Consider the following 15,645-nt stretch of genomic DNA (forward strand, 5'->3'; position numbering starts at 1 on the left):
AAAATCGGGGCTATCGTCATGTCAAGACGCGCCGAATTTCGAAACGAAGTAAAAACGCGGCTGCGTGATCGCGTGTACGACGCGCTCCAGTTCTACAAGCAGCTGCACGGCATCGATTCCGACTCCGCCGCGCTCAACCGCATCGCGGAAGTGGCGCTGTTTGGCGTTGTGGGTACTTTGCCCGTACAGCTCGCGGGCGTCAGTGCCGATGTGGGACAGACTGGCCCGCAGGTGAATGCATGACAGGTCGCCGCGTGGAGCAGGCGGTCCTGCTGCCAGTGGCCGAAGCAGCTGATCTGGCAATGCGAGCGGCGGCGGAGGGCATCCCCGTTACCGATTTCCTGGGAATTCAGGTGCTACGCGGCGCGTACGGCGCCATGCACCCGCTCGTCATCGAGTTCGAGAAGCGGCCCAAAGCGGCCCAATCTGGGACCGATGGTGAGGAGCAATAGCCGTGAACGACCTCCCGAATCCTCTCACCGCAGTCGACTGCGACCTGCGCGATTTCGCGTTCATGCCGCTCGACGTCGTGCGCCTGCGTGACAGCGACATCGCGGCGTTGTCGACCGCAGATGAGTTCCGCTCCGCAGTGCTGCTCTGGTGCGCCGCGTGGCACCAGGTGCCCGCTGCGTCTCTTCCGGACGACGATCGCGTGCTCGCGCAGCTAGCCGGGTACGGCCGCGTCGTTGCCGAATGGAAGAAAGTGCGCGACGGCGCGCTGCGCGGCTGGGTGAAGTGCGCGGACGGCCGGCTGTATCACCCCGTGGTCGCCGAGAAGGCGCGCGATGCGTGGGCCGCGAAGCACGAGCAGCGCTACAAGACGGAGTGTGCTCGCATCAAAAAGCACAACCAGCGTCACGAAATCCAGATCGAATTTCCCTCGTTCGAAGAGTTCTTGTCCCCCGAATATCGCGATCCTGTCCCGAGGGACAAACAGAAGTTGTCCCCGGGGACAGGCGGCAAGCGTCCCCCGGGACAAACAGGGGGTGTCCCCCAAACCGTCCCCGGGGAAACAGCTTCCAAGGGACAGGGAGAGGGAGAAGTAAACCTAAAAGCAAGCGGCGGCGGCACAGCACAGGCAGTAGCGGACGATGCGCAGAACGCCGCCGCCGCGTTCGTCGAGATCCTTCGCTCGAGTGGCGTCGGCTTTGCCGCCGACGACGAGCGTGTGCGCAGCTGGCCGTCGCTCGGCGCGACGCCCATCGACCTGCGCACGGCGATCCAGGTCGGACTGCTGCGCCGGAAGCGCGAGGGCTCGACCCAGCCGCTGAACATCGGGCTGCTGAACTCGCTGCTGCCCGAGGCGATCGCGCAGCGCACCGGCCGCGCCGGTACCGCTTCGTCTGGCGCGGCTGCCGGCCCGTGGCATACGACCTGGCCCGGCATCGTCGCGCACGGTCGCACGCTCGGCCTCGAGCAGGGCGAGCACGAGACGTGTCCCGATTTCAAGTTGCGAGTGCTGCGCGCCGCGGGCGATGGCCCGTGGTGGGACGAGCACAACCGCGCGTTTCGCAACAGCGCCGGCCCGGTCGCGGCTGGCTCGATCCTGGAGGCAGGGCGATGACGCAGCAGCATTCCGCCAAGCGCCGCATGCAGGCTCTGGGGCGGCTCAAGGTCGGCGCAATGAACCAGACCGAACACCGCTACGCCGGCCACCTGGAAGCGCGTAAGCAGGCCGGGGAGGTCGCCTGGTATCGGTTCGAGGGGGTAAAGCTTCGGCTCGCCGACAACACGTTCTACACGCCTGACTTCGCCGTGATGCTTGCGAACGGCCAGCTCGAAGCGCACGAGGTTAAGGGGCACTGGCAGGACGACGCGCGCGTGAAGATCAAGGTCGCCGCTGAGATGTACCCGTTTCGGTTCATCGCCGTGAAGCCAAGGGCAGCACGGGACGGGGGCGGATGGCATCAGGAGGAATTCGAGTGAGCGGCCGGCATCAACCCGGCAATCGGCGCGTGAACGCCATGGAATGGAGCGACCACGTTGTCGCGACGTTGAACCTGCAGCGAGCATAGGGAGGGCCCTTTGAAGACGAAAACCACGAAAATCACCCTCGACACGGTGCTGTCGATCATGAAGCCCGGCCAGCGTTACACGGCGCACGATCTCGCGCGCAACGCGGACGTGCCGCTGTCGACCGTGCGGCATCTGCTCGCGAGCGACCGCGCAGCGACGCGCGTGGACGTGCGGCGCGGCGAGAAGCGCGGCCGCATGTTCTCGCTGGCTGGCACGTGTGGCGGAGAAGGGCACGTCGACACGCGCATCCGCCCGGACTTCACGAGCCACCTCACGGGGTATGCCGGCTGGCTCGGTAGCGTGCGTGCGCTGGCGATGACGACGCGGGGTGCGCGATGAGCGACGTGATCGAGTTCAAATCGGCATTCGATGCCGTGCGCTTTGCGCTCTGCTACTCGTCGCAGCAGTTCGGCGAGACGATCATGGCGAAGCGCATGCGAGGCGAGATCGGCGGCGACGGGATGGGGCTGATCGGCCTCGTCGGCGCCGGCCAGGCGGGCATGATCCGGCGCGAGCTCGAAACGCTGCCCGAACTGCATCTTTCGGTGATCGTCGCGCGCGCCGCGCCGCATGTGCTGCCGTGCTCGTGCGCCTCGGCATGCTGCAGCGGCAGCACGCCCAACCTCGAATGGCAGGCAGCCATAGGCTGGCTGACGCGCGCGTCCTCCGCATACTGCTCCGGCTTCTCGCACTACCGCGTGCGCCGCGCGATCATCGAGCGGCTGTTCGGCGTGAAATGCGATTTGTCGGAGATCGCCGACGAATGCGAGGCTCATCGGAACACGGTGAGCAAGCAGAACGCGGCCGTGCGGCTCTGGATCGAGGGCGACAGAAAGGGCGAATCGATGGGCGTTTCGCAGGTTGCATGGCGCGAGATCGAGCGGAAGCTCAACGAGATCGGATTGCTGAAGGAGAGCGAAACCACTTGACGATGTGCATTTCGTGCACAATAATCCGCGATATTCGATACACGTGATACGTGCGTCCAAAGCCCGCTGAGCGAAAGCCAGCGGGCTTTTTGCATTGGGGTTCCGCAATGGGTTTCCGCATACTCGAATCTCGCATGTACCGCGATCCGATGCTCGTGCTCGAGGCAAAGCAGGAAGCCGAGCAGCGCGAGCGGCAGCGGCAGGCGCTCAGGGACGAGCCGAGCGCCGCGCGCCGCGCTGCCGAGGCGCTGTTCGATCTTCCTGCGCGGCTGGATAGCGTGGCATGACCCGGGCGCAGAAGGCCACACCCAGCAGCAATCGACCCATGCCGCCTGACGCGCTCTTCGACGACTCGAACTGGTTTCGCCACCTCATGCCGGCCGACGGCGTGAATGACTGGGTGCACCACACGTTCTTGCGCGACGGCGCGCCGCTGCACAACGACGATCACGTGCACCTGGTCGACGCCGATGTCGCCTACCTCTGGGCTGCCGTCGAGAACGTGCGCCAGATGCGCCGTGTCGTCGGGCAGTGCGAAGAGGTGATGATCCGCGCAGGCGGCTGGCAGCGCGCCAGGCAGGAGCAACAGCTCTGCGAGTGGTTCGGCCGCGTGCCTGCGTTCCTGATCACGCTAGACGCGCACTACGCGCGCGAATGCAGCGACATGGAGTGGTGCGCGCTCGTTGAGCACGAGCTGTATCACATCGGCCAGCGCTCCGACGAGTTCGGCGCGCCAGCCTTCACGAAGGACGGCATGCCGAAGCTCGGCATCCGCGGGCACGACGTCGAGGAATTCGTCGGCATCGTCCGTCGCTATGGCGTTGGCGGCGGTGCTGGCGACACCGCGAAGCTGGTCGACGCCGCGCGGCGCACGCCCGAGGTCGGCCACGTCGACATCGCGCGAGCCTGCGGCACCTGCATCCTGCGAGCCGCATAGCCTACTGAACGCATTCCACCATGGCAAAACTTCAGGAGCCGATCAAGCTGTACGTCGTGCAGTCCTTGGCCTGCTTCGACACGATCTCGCGCGTTGCCAAGGCCGTGCGCGAGGAATTCGGCGTCGAGGTGTCGCCGCAGCAGTGCGAGCGGTACGATCCGACGAAACAGGCCGGCTCATCGCTGAGCAAGAAGTACCGGGAGATCTTCGAGCGCACGCGCGAGGAATTCCTGAAGGACACGTCGCGCATCGGCGTCGCGCACCGCGCCGTGCGCCTCCGCAAACTCGACCACGCTGTCGGCATCGCCGAGCAGCGCGGAAACATTCCGCTGATGGCCCAACTGCTCGAACAAGCTGCGAAGGAAGCCGGCGACGCGTTCACGAACCGTCACCGTCTTGAGCACACGGGCAAGGAGGGCGGTCCGATCACCGCGATCTCGACTGTGACGAACGACCCACAGGAGGCGGCGAAGATCTACGCCAAGCTCATGAACCCGTAGCATGCCCATCCCGTTCCCGTTCGACTTCCGCGCACCGGATTACGTGCAGGTGTTCGAATGGCGAGCGGAGCGGCTGAAGCGCATCCGCGCGAACCCGGGCATGCTGCCGGCGCTGCGCACGTTCTACCGCGACAACCCGGCCCAGTTCATCATCGACTGGGGCATGACGTTCGATCCGCGTAATGTCGAACGCGGGCTGCCGGCGACGATCCCTTTCCTGCTGTTTCCGAAGCAGGAGGAATGGTGCCAGTGGTTCATGGAGCGCTGGAAGGCGCAGGAGCCCGGCATCACCGAGAAGACCCGCGACATGGGCATGTCGTGGCTCACGGTCGGACTTGCCGACACGATTTGCCTGTTTCACGAGGGCGTAGCGGCCGGCTTCGGCTCGCGCAAGGAAGAGTACGTCGACAAGATCGGCGCGCCGAAGAGCCTGTTCTGGAAGGCGCGCGAGTTTTTGCGGCTGCTGCCCGCCGAGTTCCGCGGATCGTGGGACATCGGCACGCACGCGCCGCACATGCGCATCCTGTTCCCGGATACGGGATCGGTGATCACGGGCGAGTCGGGCGACGGTATCGGCCGCGGGGATCGCGCCAGCTTCTATGTCGTCGACGAGTCAGCGTTCCTCGAGCGGCCGCAGCTGGTCGACGCGTCGCTGTCAGCGACGACGAACTGCCGGCAGGACATCTCGACGCCGAACGGCATGGGCAACTCGTTCGCCCAGCGCCGGCACAGCGGCAAGATCAAGGTCTTCACGTTCCACTGGCGCGACGACCCGCGCAAGGACGACGCCTGGTACGCGAAGCAGGTTGCCGAGCTGCCGGCCGTTGTCGTCGCGCAAGAAATCGACATCAACTACGCGGCGTCCGTCGAGGGCGTCGTGATCCCGTCTGCATGGGTGCAGGCCGCGATCGGCGCGCACGTGAAGCTCGGCATCGAACCGAGCGGCCTGCGCCGCGGCGGCCTCGATGTGGCCGACGAAGGCAAGGACAAGAACGCATTCGCGGGCCGCTACGGCTTCTTGCTGAACTTCTTGCGGTCCTGGTCCGGCAAGGGCGGCGACATCTACGAGACGGTCGAGAAGACCTTCGGCATCTGCGACGAGCTGGGCTACGAGTCGTTCGACTACGACGCCGACGGGCTCGGCGCCGGCGTGCGCGGCGACGCGCGCGTGATCAACGAGCGGCGAATCGAGATCGGCAAGCGGCCGATCAACGACGAGCCGTTCCGCGGCTCCGGGCCGGTGCATGACCCGGAAGGCGAAATGGTGCAGGAGCGGAAGAACAAGGACTACTTCGCGAACCTGAAGGCGCAGTCATGGTGGGCACTGCGGCTGCGTTTTCAGGCGACGTATCGCGCCGTCGTCGAGGGCAAGCCGTACAACCCCGACGACATCATCTCGATCGATCCTGCGCTCGACGAGCTTTCCGCGTTGACGATGGAGCTGGCACAGCCGACCTACACAGTGAACGGCGTCGGGAAGATCGTTATCGACAAGGCGCCGGACGGCACGAAATCGCCGAACTTGGCTGACGCGGTCATGATCGCGTATCAGCCGGCCGGGCAGGTATTGGACATCTGGACAAAGTTGGGGTCGGCGGGATGAATCGAAAGCAACGCAAGGCCGAGCAGCGGCAATACCGCGCGATGGCTGCGGATTCCGCCAACGCGAAGCGCTGGCTCACACCGGACAGCTTCCAGAACTTCGAGGCGCGCGTCGGGCTCGGCACGCCTAACCAGGCATCAGCCTACCAGTACGGGTTCGACTTCATCTCCCGCAACCGCGTGCAGATGGAGGCGATGTACCGGTCGTCGTGGATCGTCGGCCAGGCCGTCGACGTCGTCGCGGAAGACATGACGCGCATGGGCGTCGAGATCGGTTCGGACATCGATCCCGAGGACAAGGACACGCTGAACCAGGGGTTCGAGAATCTCGCGATCTGGGACAGCTTCTGCGACACGGTGAAATGGGCGCGCCTCTACGGCGGCGCGCTCGCCGTCATGATGATCGACGGCCAGGACGCGTCGAAGCCTCTGCGGCTCGACTCGATCGCCGAGGGGCAGTTCAAGGGCCTCTGCGTGCTCGATCGCTGGCTCGTGCAGCCGACGCTTACGGATCTGGTGCAGGAGCCCGGCCCTGAGCTCGGTATGCCGCGCTACTACGACGTCGTCGCCGACTCGATGGCGCTCCCGCGCCAGCGCATCCACTACAGCCGCGTGCTCCGCTTCGATGGCGTCACGCTGCCGTACTGGCAGCGCATCGCCGAGAACCTCTGGGGGCAGTCCGTCATCGAGCGGCTGATCGACCGACTCGTCGCGTTCGACAGCACGACGATGGGCGCAGCGCAGCTCGTATTCAAGGCGCACCTTCGCACGATGAAGGTCAAGGACCTGCGCAAGATCATCGCGATGGGCGGCCCGGCGCTCGAGGCGCTGCTGAAGAACGTCGACTTCATCCGCCGATTCCAGTCGAACGAAGGGCTGTCGCTGATTGACGCCGACGACGAGATGCAGATCGACCAGTACGGGTTCACCGGTCTGGACGCCGTCCTGCTGCAGTTCGCGCAGCAGCTCGCGGGCGCGTTGCAGATCCCGCTCGTACGTCTGCTCGGACAGTCACCGGCCGGCCTGAACGCCACCGGCGAATCGGACCTGCGCACGTACTACGACAACATCAAGCAGCAGCAGGAGCGCCGGCTGCGCCGCCCGCTGAACGTGTTGTTCGAGGTGATGTTCCGCTCGATCCTCGGAAAAGCGCCTCCGAAGGGCTTCTCGTATGACTTCCGCGCGCTCTGGCAGATGACGGACGAGCAGAAGGCGGCGACGGCGAACACGATCACCGACGCGGTGACGAAGGCAGTCGACGCAGGCCTGATGTCCCCGTCCGGCGGCATGAAGGAGCTGCGCGCATCGGCGCATCGGACCGGCGTGTTCTCGTCGATCACCGACGAGGAAATCAAGCAGGCCGAGGACGAGCCGCCGCCGACAGCCGAGATGGAGCTTCCCACTGATGTTGACGACCCGAACGACGGACCGCAAGCGACGCCGAAATCCGGTGCGCCTAAGCGGTCCGGAGCAGTGGTACAGGACGCAGCTCCGCAAGCTCGCCAAGCAGGTTGGCGACCTAGTCGATGGCTTTCCGCCTGGAGATCCCGCCGCGGCGCCGACGATCGAGCAGCTGCTTAGGCGGTATGCCGAAGCCCTAGCACCTTGGGCCGAGGCGACTGCCGCGCGCATGCTCGCCGACCTGAACAGGCGCGACGAACAGGCGTGGATGCAGAACGCGCAGGACATGTCGCACGCGCTGCGCGACGAGCTGCGGCGCGCGCCGACCGGCGAGACGATGCGGGCGCTGATGGCCGAGCAAGTCGGCCTGATCAAGTCGATCCCGCTGGATGCCGCCGAGCGCGTGCACCGGCTCACGATCGAGGCGCTCGAAGATAGCACGCGTGCGTCTGAGATCTCGAAGATGATCCAGGCCTCCGGAAGCGTTGCGAAAAGCCGAGCTGATCTGATCGCGCGGACGGAGGTCGGCCGTACTGCCACCACCCTCACCGAGGCGCGCGCGCTGCACGTAGGCAGTCCCGGTTACTTTTGGCGCACGTCCGATGATTCTGACGTGCGTGAGGACCACCGCATCCTCGAGGGGCGGTTCATTACGTGGGACAACCCGCCGATCGCTGATCGGCGCACCGGGCGCCGAGCCCATGCCGGCTGTATCTACGGATGCCGGTGCTACCCCGAGGTTGTATTTCCGAAGGACTGACATGCGCTTCTACACGATCCAGAAGCTCGGGCCGAAGCGTTCGCTCACGCCCGAGGGCTTCCTGCTGTGCGAGGACGTTCCCGTCGCGCGCACTGGCGAGATGCTGTACGCAGATGGAGAGGTGCCGATCGAGGCGGGGCCGGATGGCCTGATCCGCATCAGCCGGACGCCGGAAGAGGTGTTCCGCGACGAGACGCTCGCGAGCTGCGCCGGCAAGCCGGTGACGCTCGACCATCCCGACGACTTTGTCACACCCGCGACGTTCTCCGCGCTCGGCAAGGGCGTGATGCTGAACATCCGCCGCGGCGACGGCGTCGAGAACGATCTGATCCTCGCCGACCTGCTGATCACCGCGCAGGACGCGATCGCCGCAGTTCAGGACGAAGAAATCGAAGAGGTCAGCCTCGGATACGAGGCCGACTACGAACAGGTATCACCCGGCCGCGGGGTACAGCGGAACATCGTTGTCAACCACGTAGCCATCGTCCCTCGCGGCCGCTGCGGTCCGCGCTGCGCGATCGGCGATAAGGAACCCGAGATGAAGACGAAAGACAGCAAGCCCCAGCGCCGGCCGGCGTGGCTCGACCGACTGATGAAGTCCATGAAGGCCAAGGACGAAGCCGGCGTCGAGGAAGCGCTCAAGGAAGGCCAGGAAGCCATGGACGAAGAGTCCGAGGAAGAGCGCGAGCGCCGCGAAGCCAGCGAACGCGAAGGACGCACCGGCGACACGGCCGCGATCCTGAAGACGCTGCGATCGCTCGATCGCCGCATGGCGCGCATCGAAGCGCGCGACGCCGACCGCGAGCGCGAAACCGAGGACGAAGACGAGGAAGAGGACGACGAGACGGACACGACAACGGACACCGTCATCGAGGCCGAAACGGCTGGCCGCCTCGATCAGTCCGGAGTCGACCTGTACACCGGCGACTCCGCGCGCCTGATCCCGGCGCGCGCGGAGATCCTCGCGCCGGGCGTGAAGCTCCCGACGCTCGACGGCCTGAAGACGAAGGACCGCGCGGCAGCGCTCTGCCGTTGCCAGCGCAAGGCGCTCGACCAGGCGTACGAGACGGACGCCGGCCGCGCCGCGATCGCGCCGTTCCTCGGCGGCCGCGCTCCGGACTTCGACACCATGCCGGCACGCGTCGTCGACACCATCTTCACCGGCGCGGCCGAGCTGATGCGGGCGAAGAACAACGCCGGCGCCTCGAGCGGAAAGGTCAACACGCGCGATTTCGGCAAGGCCACCACGATCGCCGACATCAACAAGCGCAACGCGGAATTCTGGTCCAAGCGGGCCGGCCAATAAGGAGAGTGCCACATGGGCAACGCAATTCTGTATCGCATGCCTTCGGGCATTCCCGGCGACATCAGCCGGCAGTCGCAGGCCACCGTCGAGACGGGGTTCTTCGATTCGACGAACCCCTTCACGGCATACGGCCTGTTCGGCAAGGTTGTAAGCGGTAAATTCGTGCCGATCGGCGCGGGTGACGTCGCCACGGCCGTCTATGGCCTGCTCGTGCGCCCGTTCCCGACGCAGAGCTCGCAAGATCCCGTCGGCACGTCGACGCCCCCGACCAAAGGGCCGGCCGACATCCTGCGCCGCGGTTACATGACCGTCCAGCTGAACGCAGGCGTCGCCGCGCTCAACGGCCAGGTCTACGTGCGCGTCGCGGCGGCCGCAGCAGGCAAGCCGATCGGTGGCATCGAAGCGGCAGCCGACAGCACGAACACGATCGCCATCGCCGGTGCGACGTTCATGGCGGCGGCCGATGCCGCCGGCAACGTCGAAATCGCCTACAACATCTAAGGGAGCCGACATGACGACTCACAACAAACCGCTGCTCGCCCGCGCGGCGGGCATCGCCATCGTCGGCGCGCCGGCGATCATCCGCGCACGCACGCGCGACGCGCTGATGACGTTCGACGCGGCGACGATCGACAGCACCGGCTCGTTCCTCGTCGGCGAGCTCGAACGGCTCGACCAGACGCTGCACATGCCGCTCGCGTCGGTCACCTGGTCGCGCGACATCGACCTCCGCGAGGACGTGTCGATCGCCGACGAGGTGTCGTCGTTCACGAACTCGACGTTCGCGGCCGCTGGCGGCGCGTCGCCGAACGGCAAGTCATGGATCGGCAAGGATGCGAGTGCGATCGCCGGCCTGTCGCTGGACATCGGCAAGACGCCGAACCCGCTGACCCTCTGGGGCATGCAGATCGGCTGGACGATCCCGGAACTCGAATCCGCGCAGAAGCTCGGCCGCCCGGTCGACCAACAGAAGTTCGAGGGCATGCAGCTGAAGCACAACATGGACGTCGACGAGCAGGTGTACATCGGCGATCCGATCCTCGGCGTGACGGGGCTGGTGAACGCGGCGTCGGTGACCAACGCCAGCAACGCGATCACCGGCAACTGGGGTAGCGCGACGCCGGCGCAGATGCTCGCCGATGTGAATGAGCTGTGCAACAGCGTGTGGGCGGCCTCGGCATACGCCGTGTGCCCGGAGCGCCTGCTGATCGACCCGCTGAACTTCTCGCGCCTGAATTCGGAAATCGTGAGCAGCGCGGGCAACATCAGCATCCTGCAGTTCCTGAAGAACAACTCGCTGTCGAACGCGATCAACGGCCGCCCGCTCGAGATCTATCCGTCGAAGTGGCTCACGAACCGCGGCGCGAGCAACACGAACCGCATGGTCGCGTACACGAAGGACAAGAACCGCGTGCGCTTCCCGCTCGTGCCGCTGCAGCGCACGCCGCTCGAGTACCGCGACATTCGCCAGCTCACGACGTATTTCGGCCGCCTCGGTGTCGTTGAAGTCGTGTATCCGGAAACGATCGGCTACCGCGACGGCGTGTAAGGGGACATCATGGCGAAGACGAAAATCTACGTTTCGAAGGCGTTCAAGCTGCTCGGCGCCGACGGCAAGCACACCGACTTCCCGGTCGGCATGCACACGGTCGACGAGGCCGTCGCCGAAAACTGGTACGTGAAGCACCACCTCGGCGACCCGGGCGACGCGCCGGCGGCGGCCGGCGGCGACATGTCCGCTGCGCTCGCGGCGGCGCGCGCCGAGCTCGAAGCCGAGGGCGGCCGGCTGGCCGAGCAGCGCGCCGAGCTCGATGCGATGTCGAAGGGCATCGACGCACGTGCTGCCGAGCTCGACGCGCGAGAGGGCTCGATCGCCGCGCGCGAACTGGAGCACGCCTCGAACGTTGCGGCGTTCGAGGCTGCCCAGGCGGCGGCTGCCGAGGCTGCGTCGCAGAAGACGAGCGGCAGCCAGAAGCAGGGCGGCAAGCAGGCATAATGGCCGAAGGCGGGGCGCCACTGGCGCGCCCGCCATTTCCAACCGAAGGTGACCCGTGGACATTGCTCAGTTCCGCCAGACGTTTCCCGAATTCGAGAATTCGACGCTGTATCCCGATGCGGTCATCCAGATCTGGATGACCGTGTCCGTGTCGCTCGTGAATCCGGAGCGCTGGCAGGAGCTGACCGACATCGGCATCGGGCTCTGTACCGCTCACCATGTCGCGCTGTCGATGCGCGACCAGAACGCGGCAGCCGTCGGCGCGGTGCCCGGCCAGGTGACCGGGCCGCAGTCGGCGAAATCCGTCGACAAGGTCAGCGCCAGCTACGACACGGCGGCCGTCGCCATCAAGGACGGTGGGTTCTGGAACAGCACGATGTACGGAATCCGCTATCTCAGCCTCGCGATGATGATGGGCGCGGGCGGCATGCAGTTGTAGCGCCGCCACTGCCCATCGGGAGAACCCCATGGGCAGCATGAAGGTAGACCGCCTCGATGAGGTGCTGAAGTCGATCGCCGGTCTCGTGAAGCAGGAAGTGCTCGTCGGCGTGCCCGACAGCACGGGCGGCCGCAAGGACGACGGCGAGCCGCTCAGCAACGCCGAGATCGGCTACATCCAGGAGACTGGATCCCCCGCAAACAATATCCCCGCGCGCCCGCACCTCGTGCCCGGCGTGCAGGACGCGCGGCCGAAGTTCGAGCCGCAACTGCAGAAAGGCGTCGAAGCGGCGCTCGACGGTGACCTCGAGCAGGTTCAGCGCCGGCTCAACATGGCCGGCATCGCGGCGCAGAACTCCGTGCGCGCGAAGGTCAACAGCAACATCGCCCCCGAACTGGCTGAATCGACGCTCGAAGCGCGGCGCCGGCGCGGCGTCACGCGCGAGAACACGCTGGTCGACACCGGCCAGTACCGAAATTCGATCACGTACGTGATCCGCAAGAAGGGGTAGCGCATGGCTTTCCTCGACGTCACCGAAGTCCTGCTCGATCCCGATTTCATGGATACCGGCCTGATCTGCAACCGCATGGCGCAGGTCGTCGACACGCATGGGCGCGGCCAGAACACGCCGACGGCAACGCCATTCTCCGCCGTCGTGACGAGCGACAAGGGCGACATCATGCACCGGAATGCCGATGGCAGCCGAATCATCGGCTCGATCACGCTTCACACGATGTTTCGCCTGATGGACGGCAGTCCCGGGCAGGACGCCGACGAAGTGATCTGGGCCGGCCGCACCTACACCGTCGTCAACGTGAACGACTACTCGCATTTCGGGCGCGGCTTCGTCTGCGCGACCTGCGACCTGAAACCTCTTTCCGGATAACCCCATGACCGACAGCTCGACCGGCGGATACCTGGCGCCAGCCGTCGATACGCCGCCGGACGAGGACGATGCCCTCGACGACCTCGTGCACGACTTGGTCGCGGGCATCACGGCGCTGGCGCAGGACCTCGTGCGACCGCGCTGGCAGCCGGTCGTCGCGAAGCAACCCGAGCCGAGCGTCAATTGGTGCGCCTTCGGCATCCAGACGCAGACACCTGACGCGAGCCCGGCGATCGTGCACAACGGCGCGAACGAGGGCAGCGACACCTACATCCGCCATCAGGATCTCGACGTGCTCTGCACGTTCTACGGCCCGCAGGCCAAGGGCTACGCGCAGCGCCTCGCCGACGGTCTATCGCTCCCGCAGAACCGCGAGCAGCTCCAGCTGCTCGACATGGCATTCGTGGGCGTTTCCGAGATCCGAGCAGCACCGGACCTGGTCAACCAGCAATGGGTGCGACGGTACGACATGTCCGTGAAGCTGCGCCGCAAGGTCACGCGCACCTACGCGGTCCTGAACCTGAAGTCCGTGCAGGCGTCGACGACGACAGACGCGTCGCCGCCGGTCACATCCACCATAAACGTCAACCTGTAGGGGATCAGCATGTCCAACGGACTGCCGGTATCGCGCCGCATCAACGTGACGCTCAGCCTCGCTGCGCTCGCGGCGCAGGGCGCGAACCTGAACACCGCGCTCATTCTGGGCGCATCGACGGTGATCGACACGAACGAGCGGATGCGCCCGTACGCCGGAATCACCGACGTGGCTGCGGACTACGGCACCGCGTCGCCGGAATACCTCGCTGCCGCGCTGTACTTCGGTCAGACGCCAAAGCCGCAGAGCGTGTGCATCGGCCGCTGGGCGAAAACGGCGACGTCAGGCTCGCTGCGCGGCGGGGTGCTGTCGGCGGCGCAGCAGGCGCTCGCGCAGTGGCAGGCGATCACGAATGGCGCGTTCAACATCACGATCGACGGCACCGCGCGCAACGTATCCGCGCTGAACTTCTCGTCGGCCTCGAACCTGAACGGCGTGGCCTCGATCGTGCAGGCGGCGCTCGCGTCGTATGCGACGGTCGTATGGACCGGCAGTCAGTTCCAGGTGACGAGCAAGTCCAGCGGAATCGGCGCGGCAGCCAGCGGCACGATCACTCTGACGGCGAACCCGGCCGCGAACGATACGGTCACCATCAACGGTACGGCCGTGACGTTCGTCGCTTCCGCGCCGACCGGCAGCCAGGTGCTGATCGGCGCCAACGCCGCGGCCACCGCGGCCAACCTGCAGGCGTTCCTCGCCGCTTCGACGGATACCAACCTGTCGCAATGCAGCTACGCGACGGCCGGCGCCGTCACGACTGTGACCGCGATCGCTGTGGGCAACGCCGGCAACGCGATCACGCTCGCGAAGTCGAGCACCGCCATCACGCTGTCGGGCGCCACGCTCGCCGGCGGTGTCGCGGCGTCGACGGTCAGCTATGCGACCGCGCCCGGCGCCGGCACCGACGTTTCCGCGATGCTCGGCCTGACGAGCACGCTCGCATCGGCACCGGTGAACGGCATTTCGGCCGAGCAACCGACGGACGCGGTGGCTATCTTCCTCGACCGCTTCGCGAACAAGTTCCTCGGGATCGAGTTCGCGGACACCGCGGTGACGGACGACCAGCACGTCGCGGTTGCGGCGATGATCGAGGCCGACCAGGCGCACATCTACGGGATCACGACCCAGAACCCGCAGGCGCTGGACTCGACGGTGACCACTGACCTGGCGAGCCGCCTGAAGGCGCTCAACTACCAGTACTCGGTGATCCAGTACTCGAGCGCGAGCCCGTACGCGATCAGCTCGTTCCTCGGCCGTCTGCTGACCGTCGATTTCAACGGCAACAGCACGACGATCACGATGGACTACAAGCAGGAGCCGGGCATCGTCGCCGAAACGCTGTCGACGTCGCAGGCCAACGCGCTGCAGGCGAAGAACTGCAACGTCTTCGCGGCGTACCAGAACAACACCGCGATCGTGCAGTACGGCGTGACGCCGAGTGGCATCTTCGTCGATTCGATCTACAACGCGATCTGGTTCAAGAACGCGGTCCAGACGGCGGTCTACAACCTGCAGTACCAGAGCCCGACGAAGATCCCGCAGACGGACGCGGGCAACGCGCTGATCGCCGGCGCGATCTCGTCGGTGTGCGACCAGGCCGTGACGAACGGCTACCTCGCGCCGGGCGTCTGGAACTCCGCCGGCTTCGGCGCCATCGTGCAGGGGCAGACGCTGTCGAAGGGCTACTACGTGTATGCACCGCCGATCTCGTCGCAATCGCAGGCGGACCGCGAGGCCCGCAAGTCCGTGTCGTTCCAGGTCGCAGCGAAGGAGGCGGGCGCGATCGGCGACGTCGATATCGCGCTCACCGTCAACCGGTAAAGGAAGAAAAACACCATGAGCACCTACAGCTTTGTGGACGTCACGGCGACGATTGTCGGGCCGACGGGCGTCTTCTCGCTCGGCTACGGCGAAGCCACGGCCGAGGAAGGCATCGTGATCACGCGCGCCGGCGACAAGAACACGATGACCATCGGTTCGGACGGCGAAGGCATGCACAGCCTGCATGCCGACAAGTCCGGCCAGGTGACACTGCGTTACCTGAAGACCGCGCCCGTCAATGCCAAGCTGATGGCGATGTACGACGCGCAGTCGCTATCGAGCGCCCTCTGGGGCAAGAACCTGATCGAGGTCTCGCAGACGGCGGCCGGTGACGTCATCACGGCGCGCAGCTGCGCGTTCAAGAAGGCGCCGGACCTGAAGTATGCGAAGGACGGCGACATCGTCGAGTGGATCTTCGACTCGATCAAGATCGACAGCCTGCTCGGGACGTACTGAC

Annotated in this window: 22 protein-coding genes; all 22 read left to right on the top strand. The window is 66.0% G+C overall.

From position 1 onward, the window contains the following. The first annotated feature begins 18 nt into the window (after positions 1-18). The 22 genes from APZ15_RS12175 to APZ15_RS12285 all read left to right on the top strand — a co-directional run bounded on the left by APZ15_RS12175 (position 19) and on the right by APZ15_RS12285 (position 15,644). Positions 19-243: a hypothetical protein gene (locus APZ15_RS12175; RefSeq protein ID WP_027787544.1), complete on the top strand. Its 225-nt coding sequence runs from the start codon at positions 19-21 to the stop codon at positions 241-243. Further along, positions 240-452 (top strand): hypothetical protein, encoded by a 213-nt coding sequence (locus APZ15_RS12180; protein ID WP_027787543.1) that lies wholly within the window; start codon positions 240-242, stop codon positions 450-452. Before APZ15_RS12175 ends, APZ15_RS12180 begins: the two co-directional genes overlap by 4 nt. Positions 453-454: 2 nt before the next feature. Beyond that, entirely contained in the window at positions 455-1,564 is a 1,110-nt protein-coding gene (locus tag APZ15_RS39180; protein ID WP_226153271.1) for a DUF1376 domain-containing protein, read from the top strand. Continuing rightward, positions 1,561-1,926: a PDDEXK family nuclease gene (locus APZ15_RS12195; protein ID WP_027787542.1), complete on the top strand. Its 366-nt coding sequence runs from the start codon at positions 1,561-1,563 to the stop codon at positions 1,924-1,926. Before APZ15_RS39180 ends, APZ15_RS12195 begins: the two co-directional genes overlap by 4 nt. Positions 1,927-2,025: 99 nt before the next feature. Then, entirely contained in the window at positions 2,026-2,355 is a 330-nt protein-coding gene (locus APZ15_RS12200; RefSeq protein ID WP_027787541.1) for a hypothetical protein, read from the top strand. Further along, entirely contained in the window at positions 2,352-2,945 is a 594-nt protein-coding gene (locus APZ15_RS12205) for a hypothetical protein (RefSeq protein WP_027787540.1), read from the top strand. Before APZ15_RS12200 ends, APZ15_RS12205 begins: the two co-directional genes overlap by 4 nt. A 134-nt stretch (positions 2,946-3,079) precedes the next feature. Beyond that, entirely contained in the window at positions 3,080-3,232 is a 153-nt protein-coding gene (locus APZ15_RS12210; protein ID WP_226153270.1) for an FAM114 family protein, read from the top strand. Continuing rightward, complete coding sequence (locus APZ15_RS12215) at positions 3,229-3,882, top strand: putative metallopeptidase (protein WP_027787538.1); 654 nt, start codon at positions 3,229-3,231, stop codon at positions 3,880-3,882. Before APZ15_RS12210 ends, APZ15_RS12215 begins: the two co-directional genes overlap by 4 nt. 20 nt (positions 3,883-3,902) lie before the next feature. Next, positions 3,903-4,382 (top strand): DUF2280 domain-containing protein, encoded by a 480-nt coding sequence (locus APZ15_RS12220; protein ID WP_027787537.1) that lies wholly within the window; start codon positions 3,903-3,905, stop codon positions 4,380-4,382. A 1-nt stretch (position 4,383) separates the two neighbouring features. Next, complete coding sequence (locus APZ15_RS12225; protein ID WP_027787536.1) at positions 4,384-5,985, top strand: bacteriophage TerL protein; 1,602 nt, start codon at positions 4,384-4,386, stop codon at positions 5,983-5,985. After that, the gene (locus APZ15_RS39185; protein ID WP_027787535.1) at positions 5,982-7,565 is read left to right on the top strand and encodes a DUF1073 domain-containing protein; all 1,584 of its coding nucleotides are present in this window, start codon (positions 5,982-5,984) and stop codon (positions 7,563-7,565) included. The genes APZ15_RS12225 and APZ15_RS39185 overlap by 4 nt, the downstream gene beginning before the upstream one ends. Further along, positions 7,558-8,145: a phage head morphogenesis protein gene (locus APZ15_RS12235; protein ID WP_236849581.1), complete on the top strand. Its 588-nt coding sequence runs from the start codon at positions 7,558-7,560 to the stop codon at positions 8,143-8,145. Before APZ15_RS39185 ends, APZ15_RS12235 begins: the two co-directional genes overlap by 8 nt. Before the next feature lies 1 nt (position 8,146). Beyond that, positions 8,147-9,451 carry a DUF2213 domain-containing protein gene (locus APZ15_RS12240; RefSeq protein ID WP_027787533.1) on the top strand — a complete coding sequence of 435 codons (1,305 nt, stop codon included), beginning with the start codon at positions 8,147-8,149 and terminating at the stop codon, positions 9,449-9,451. Between the two features lie 12 nt (positions 9,452-9,463). Further along, on the top strand, positions 9,464-9,952 hold the full coding sequence (locus APZ15_RS12245) for a structural cement protein Gp24 (protein ID WP_027787532.1): 489 nt from the start codon (positions 9,464-9,466) through the stop codon (positions 9,950-9,952). A 10-nt stretch (positions 9,953-9,962) separates the two neighbouring features. Continuing rightward, complete coding sequence (locus APZ15_RS12250) at positions 9,963-11,000, top strand: DUF2184 domain-containing protein (protein ID WP_027787531.1); 1,038 nt, start codon at positions 9,963-9,965, stop codon at positions 10,998-11,000. A gap of 9 nt (positions 11,001-11,009) precedes the next feature. Next, positions 11,010-11,447 (top strand): STY1053 family phage-associated protein, encoded by a 438-nt coding sequence (locus tag APZ15_RS12255; protein WP_027787530.1) that lies wholly within the window; start codon positions 11,010-11,012, stop codon positions 11,445-11,447. 55 nt (positions 11,448-11,502) lie between these two features. Continuing rightward, complete coding sequence (locus APZ15_RS12260) at positions 11,503-11,886, top strand: DUF4054 domain-containing protein (protein WP_027787529.1); 384 nt, start codon at positions 11,503-11,505, stop codon at positions 11,884-11,886. A 28-nt stretch (positions 11,887-11,914) separates the two neighbouring features. After that, positions 11,915-12,397 (top strand): hypothetical protein, encoded by a 483-nt coding sequence (locus APZ15_RS12265; protein WP_027787528.1) that lies wholly within the window; start codon positions 11,915-11,917, stop codon positions 12,395-12,397. A 3-nt stretch (positions 12,398-12,400) separates the two neighbouring features. Next, entirely contained in the window at positions 12,401-12,772 is a 372-nt protein-coding gene (locus APZ15_RS12270; protein WP_027787527.1) for a hypothetical protein, read from the top strand. 4 nt (positions 12,773-12,776) lie between these two features. After that, entirely contained in the window at positions 12,777-13,367 is a 591-nt protein-coding gene (locus APZ15_RS12275) for a phage neck terminator protein (RefSeq protein ID WP_027787526.1), read from the top strand. A gap of 9 nt (positions 13,368-13,376) precedes the next feature. Then, entirely contained in the window at positions 13,377-15,188 is a 1,812-nt protein-coding gene (locus APZ15_RS12280) for a DUF3383 domain-containing protein (RefSeq protein ID WP_027787525.1), read from the top strand. 15 nt (positions 15,189-15,203) lie between these two features. Beyond that, positions 15,204-15,644 (top strand): phage structural protein, encoded by a 441-nt coding sequence (locus tag APZ15_RS12285; RefSeq protein WP_027787524.1) that lies wholly within the window; start codon positions 15,204-15,206, stop codon positions 15,642-15,644. The last annotated feature ends 1 nt before the right edge of the window (position 15,645 follow it).

Source organism: Burkholderia cepacia ATCC 25416, from assembly GCF_001411495.1.
In the GTDB taxonomy this organism is placed as follows: Bacteria; Pseudomonadota; Gammaproteobacteria; order Burkholderiales; family Burkholderiaceae; genus Burkholderia; species Burkholderia cepacia.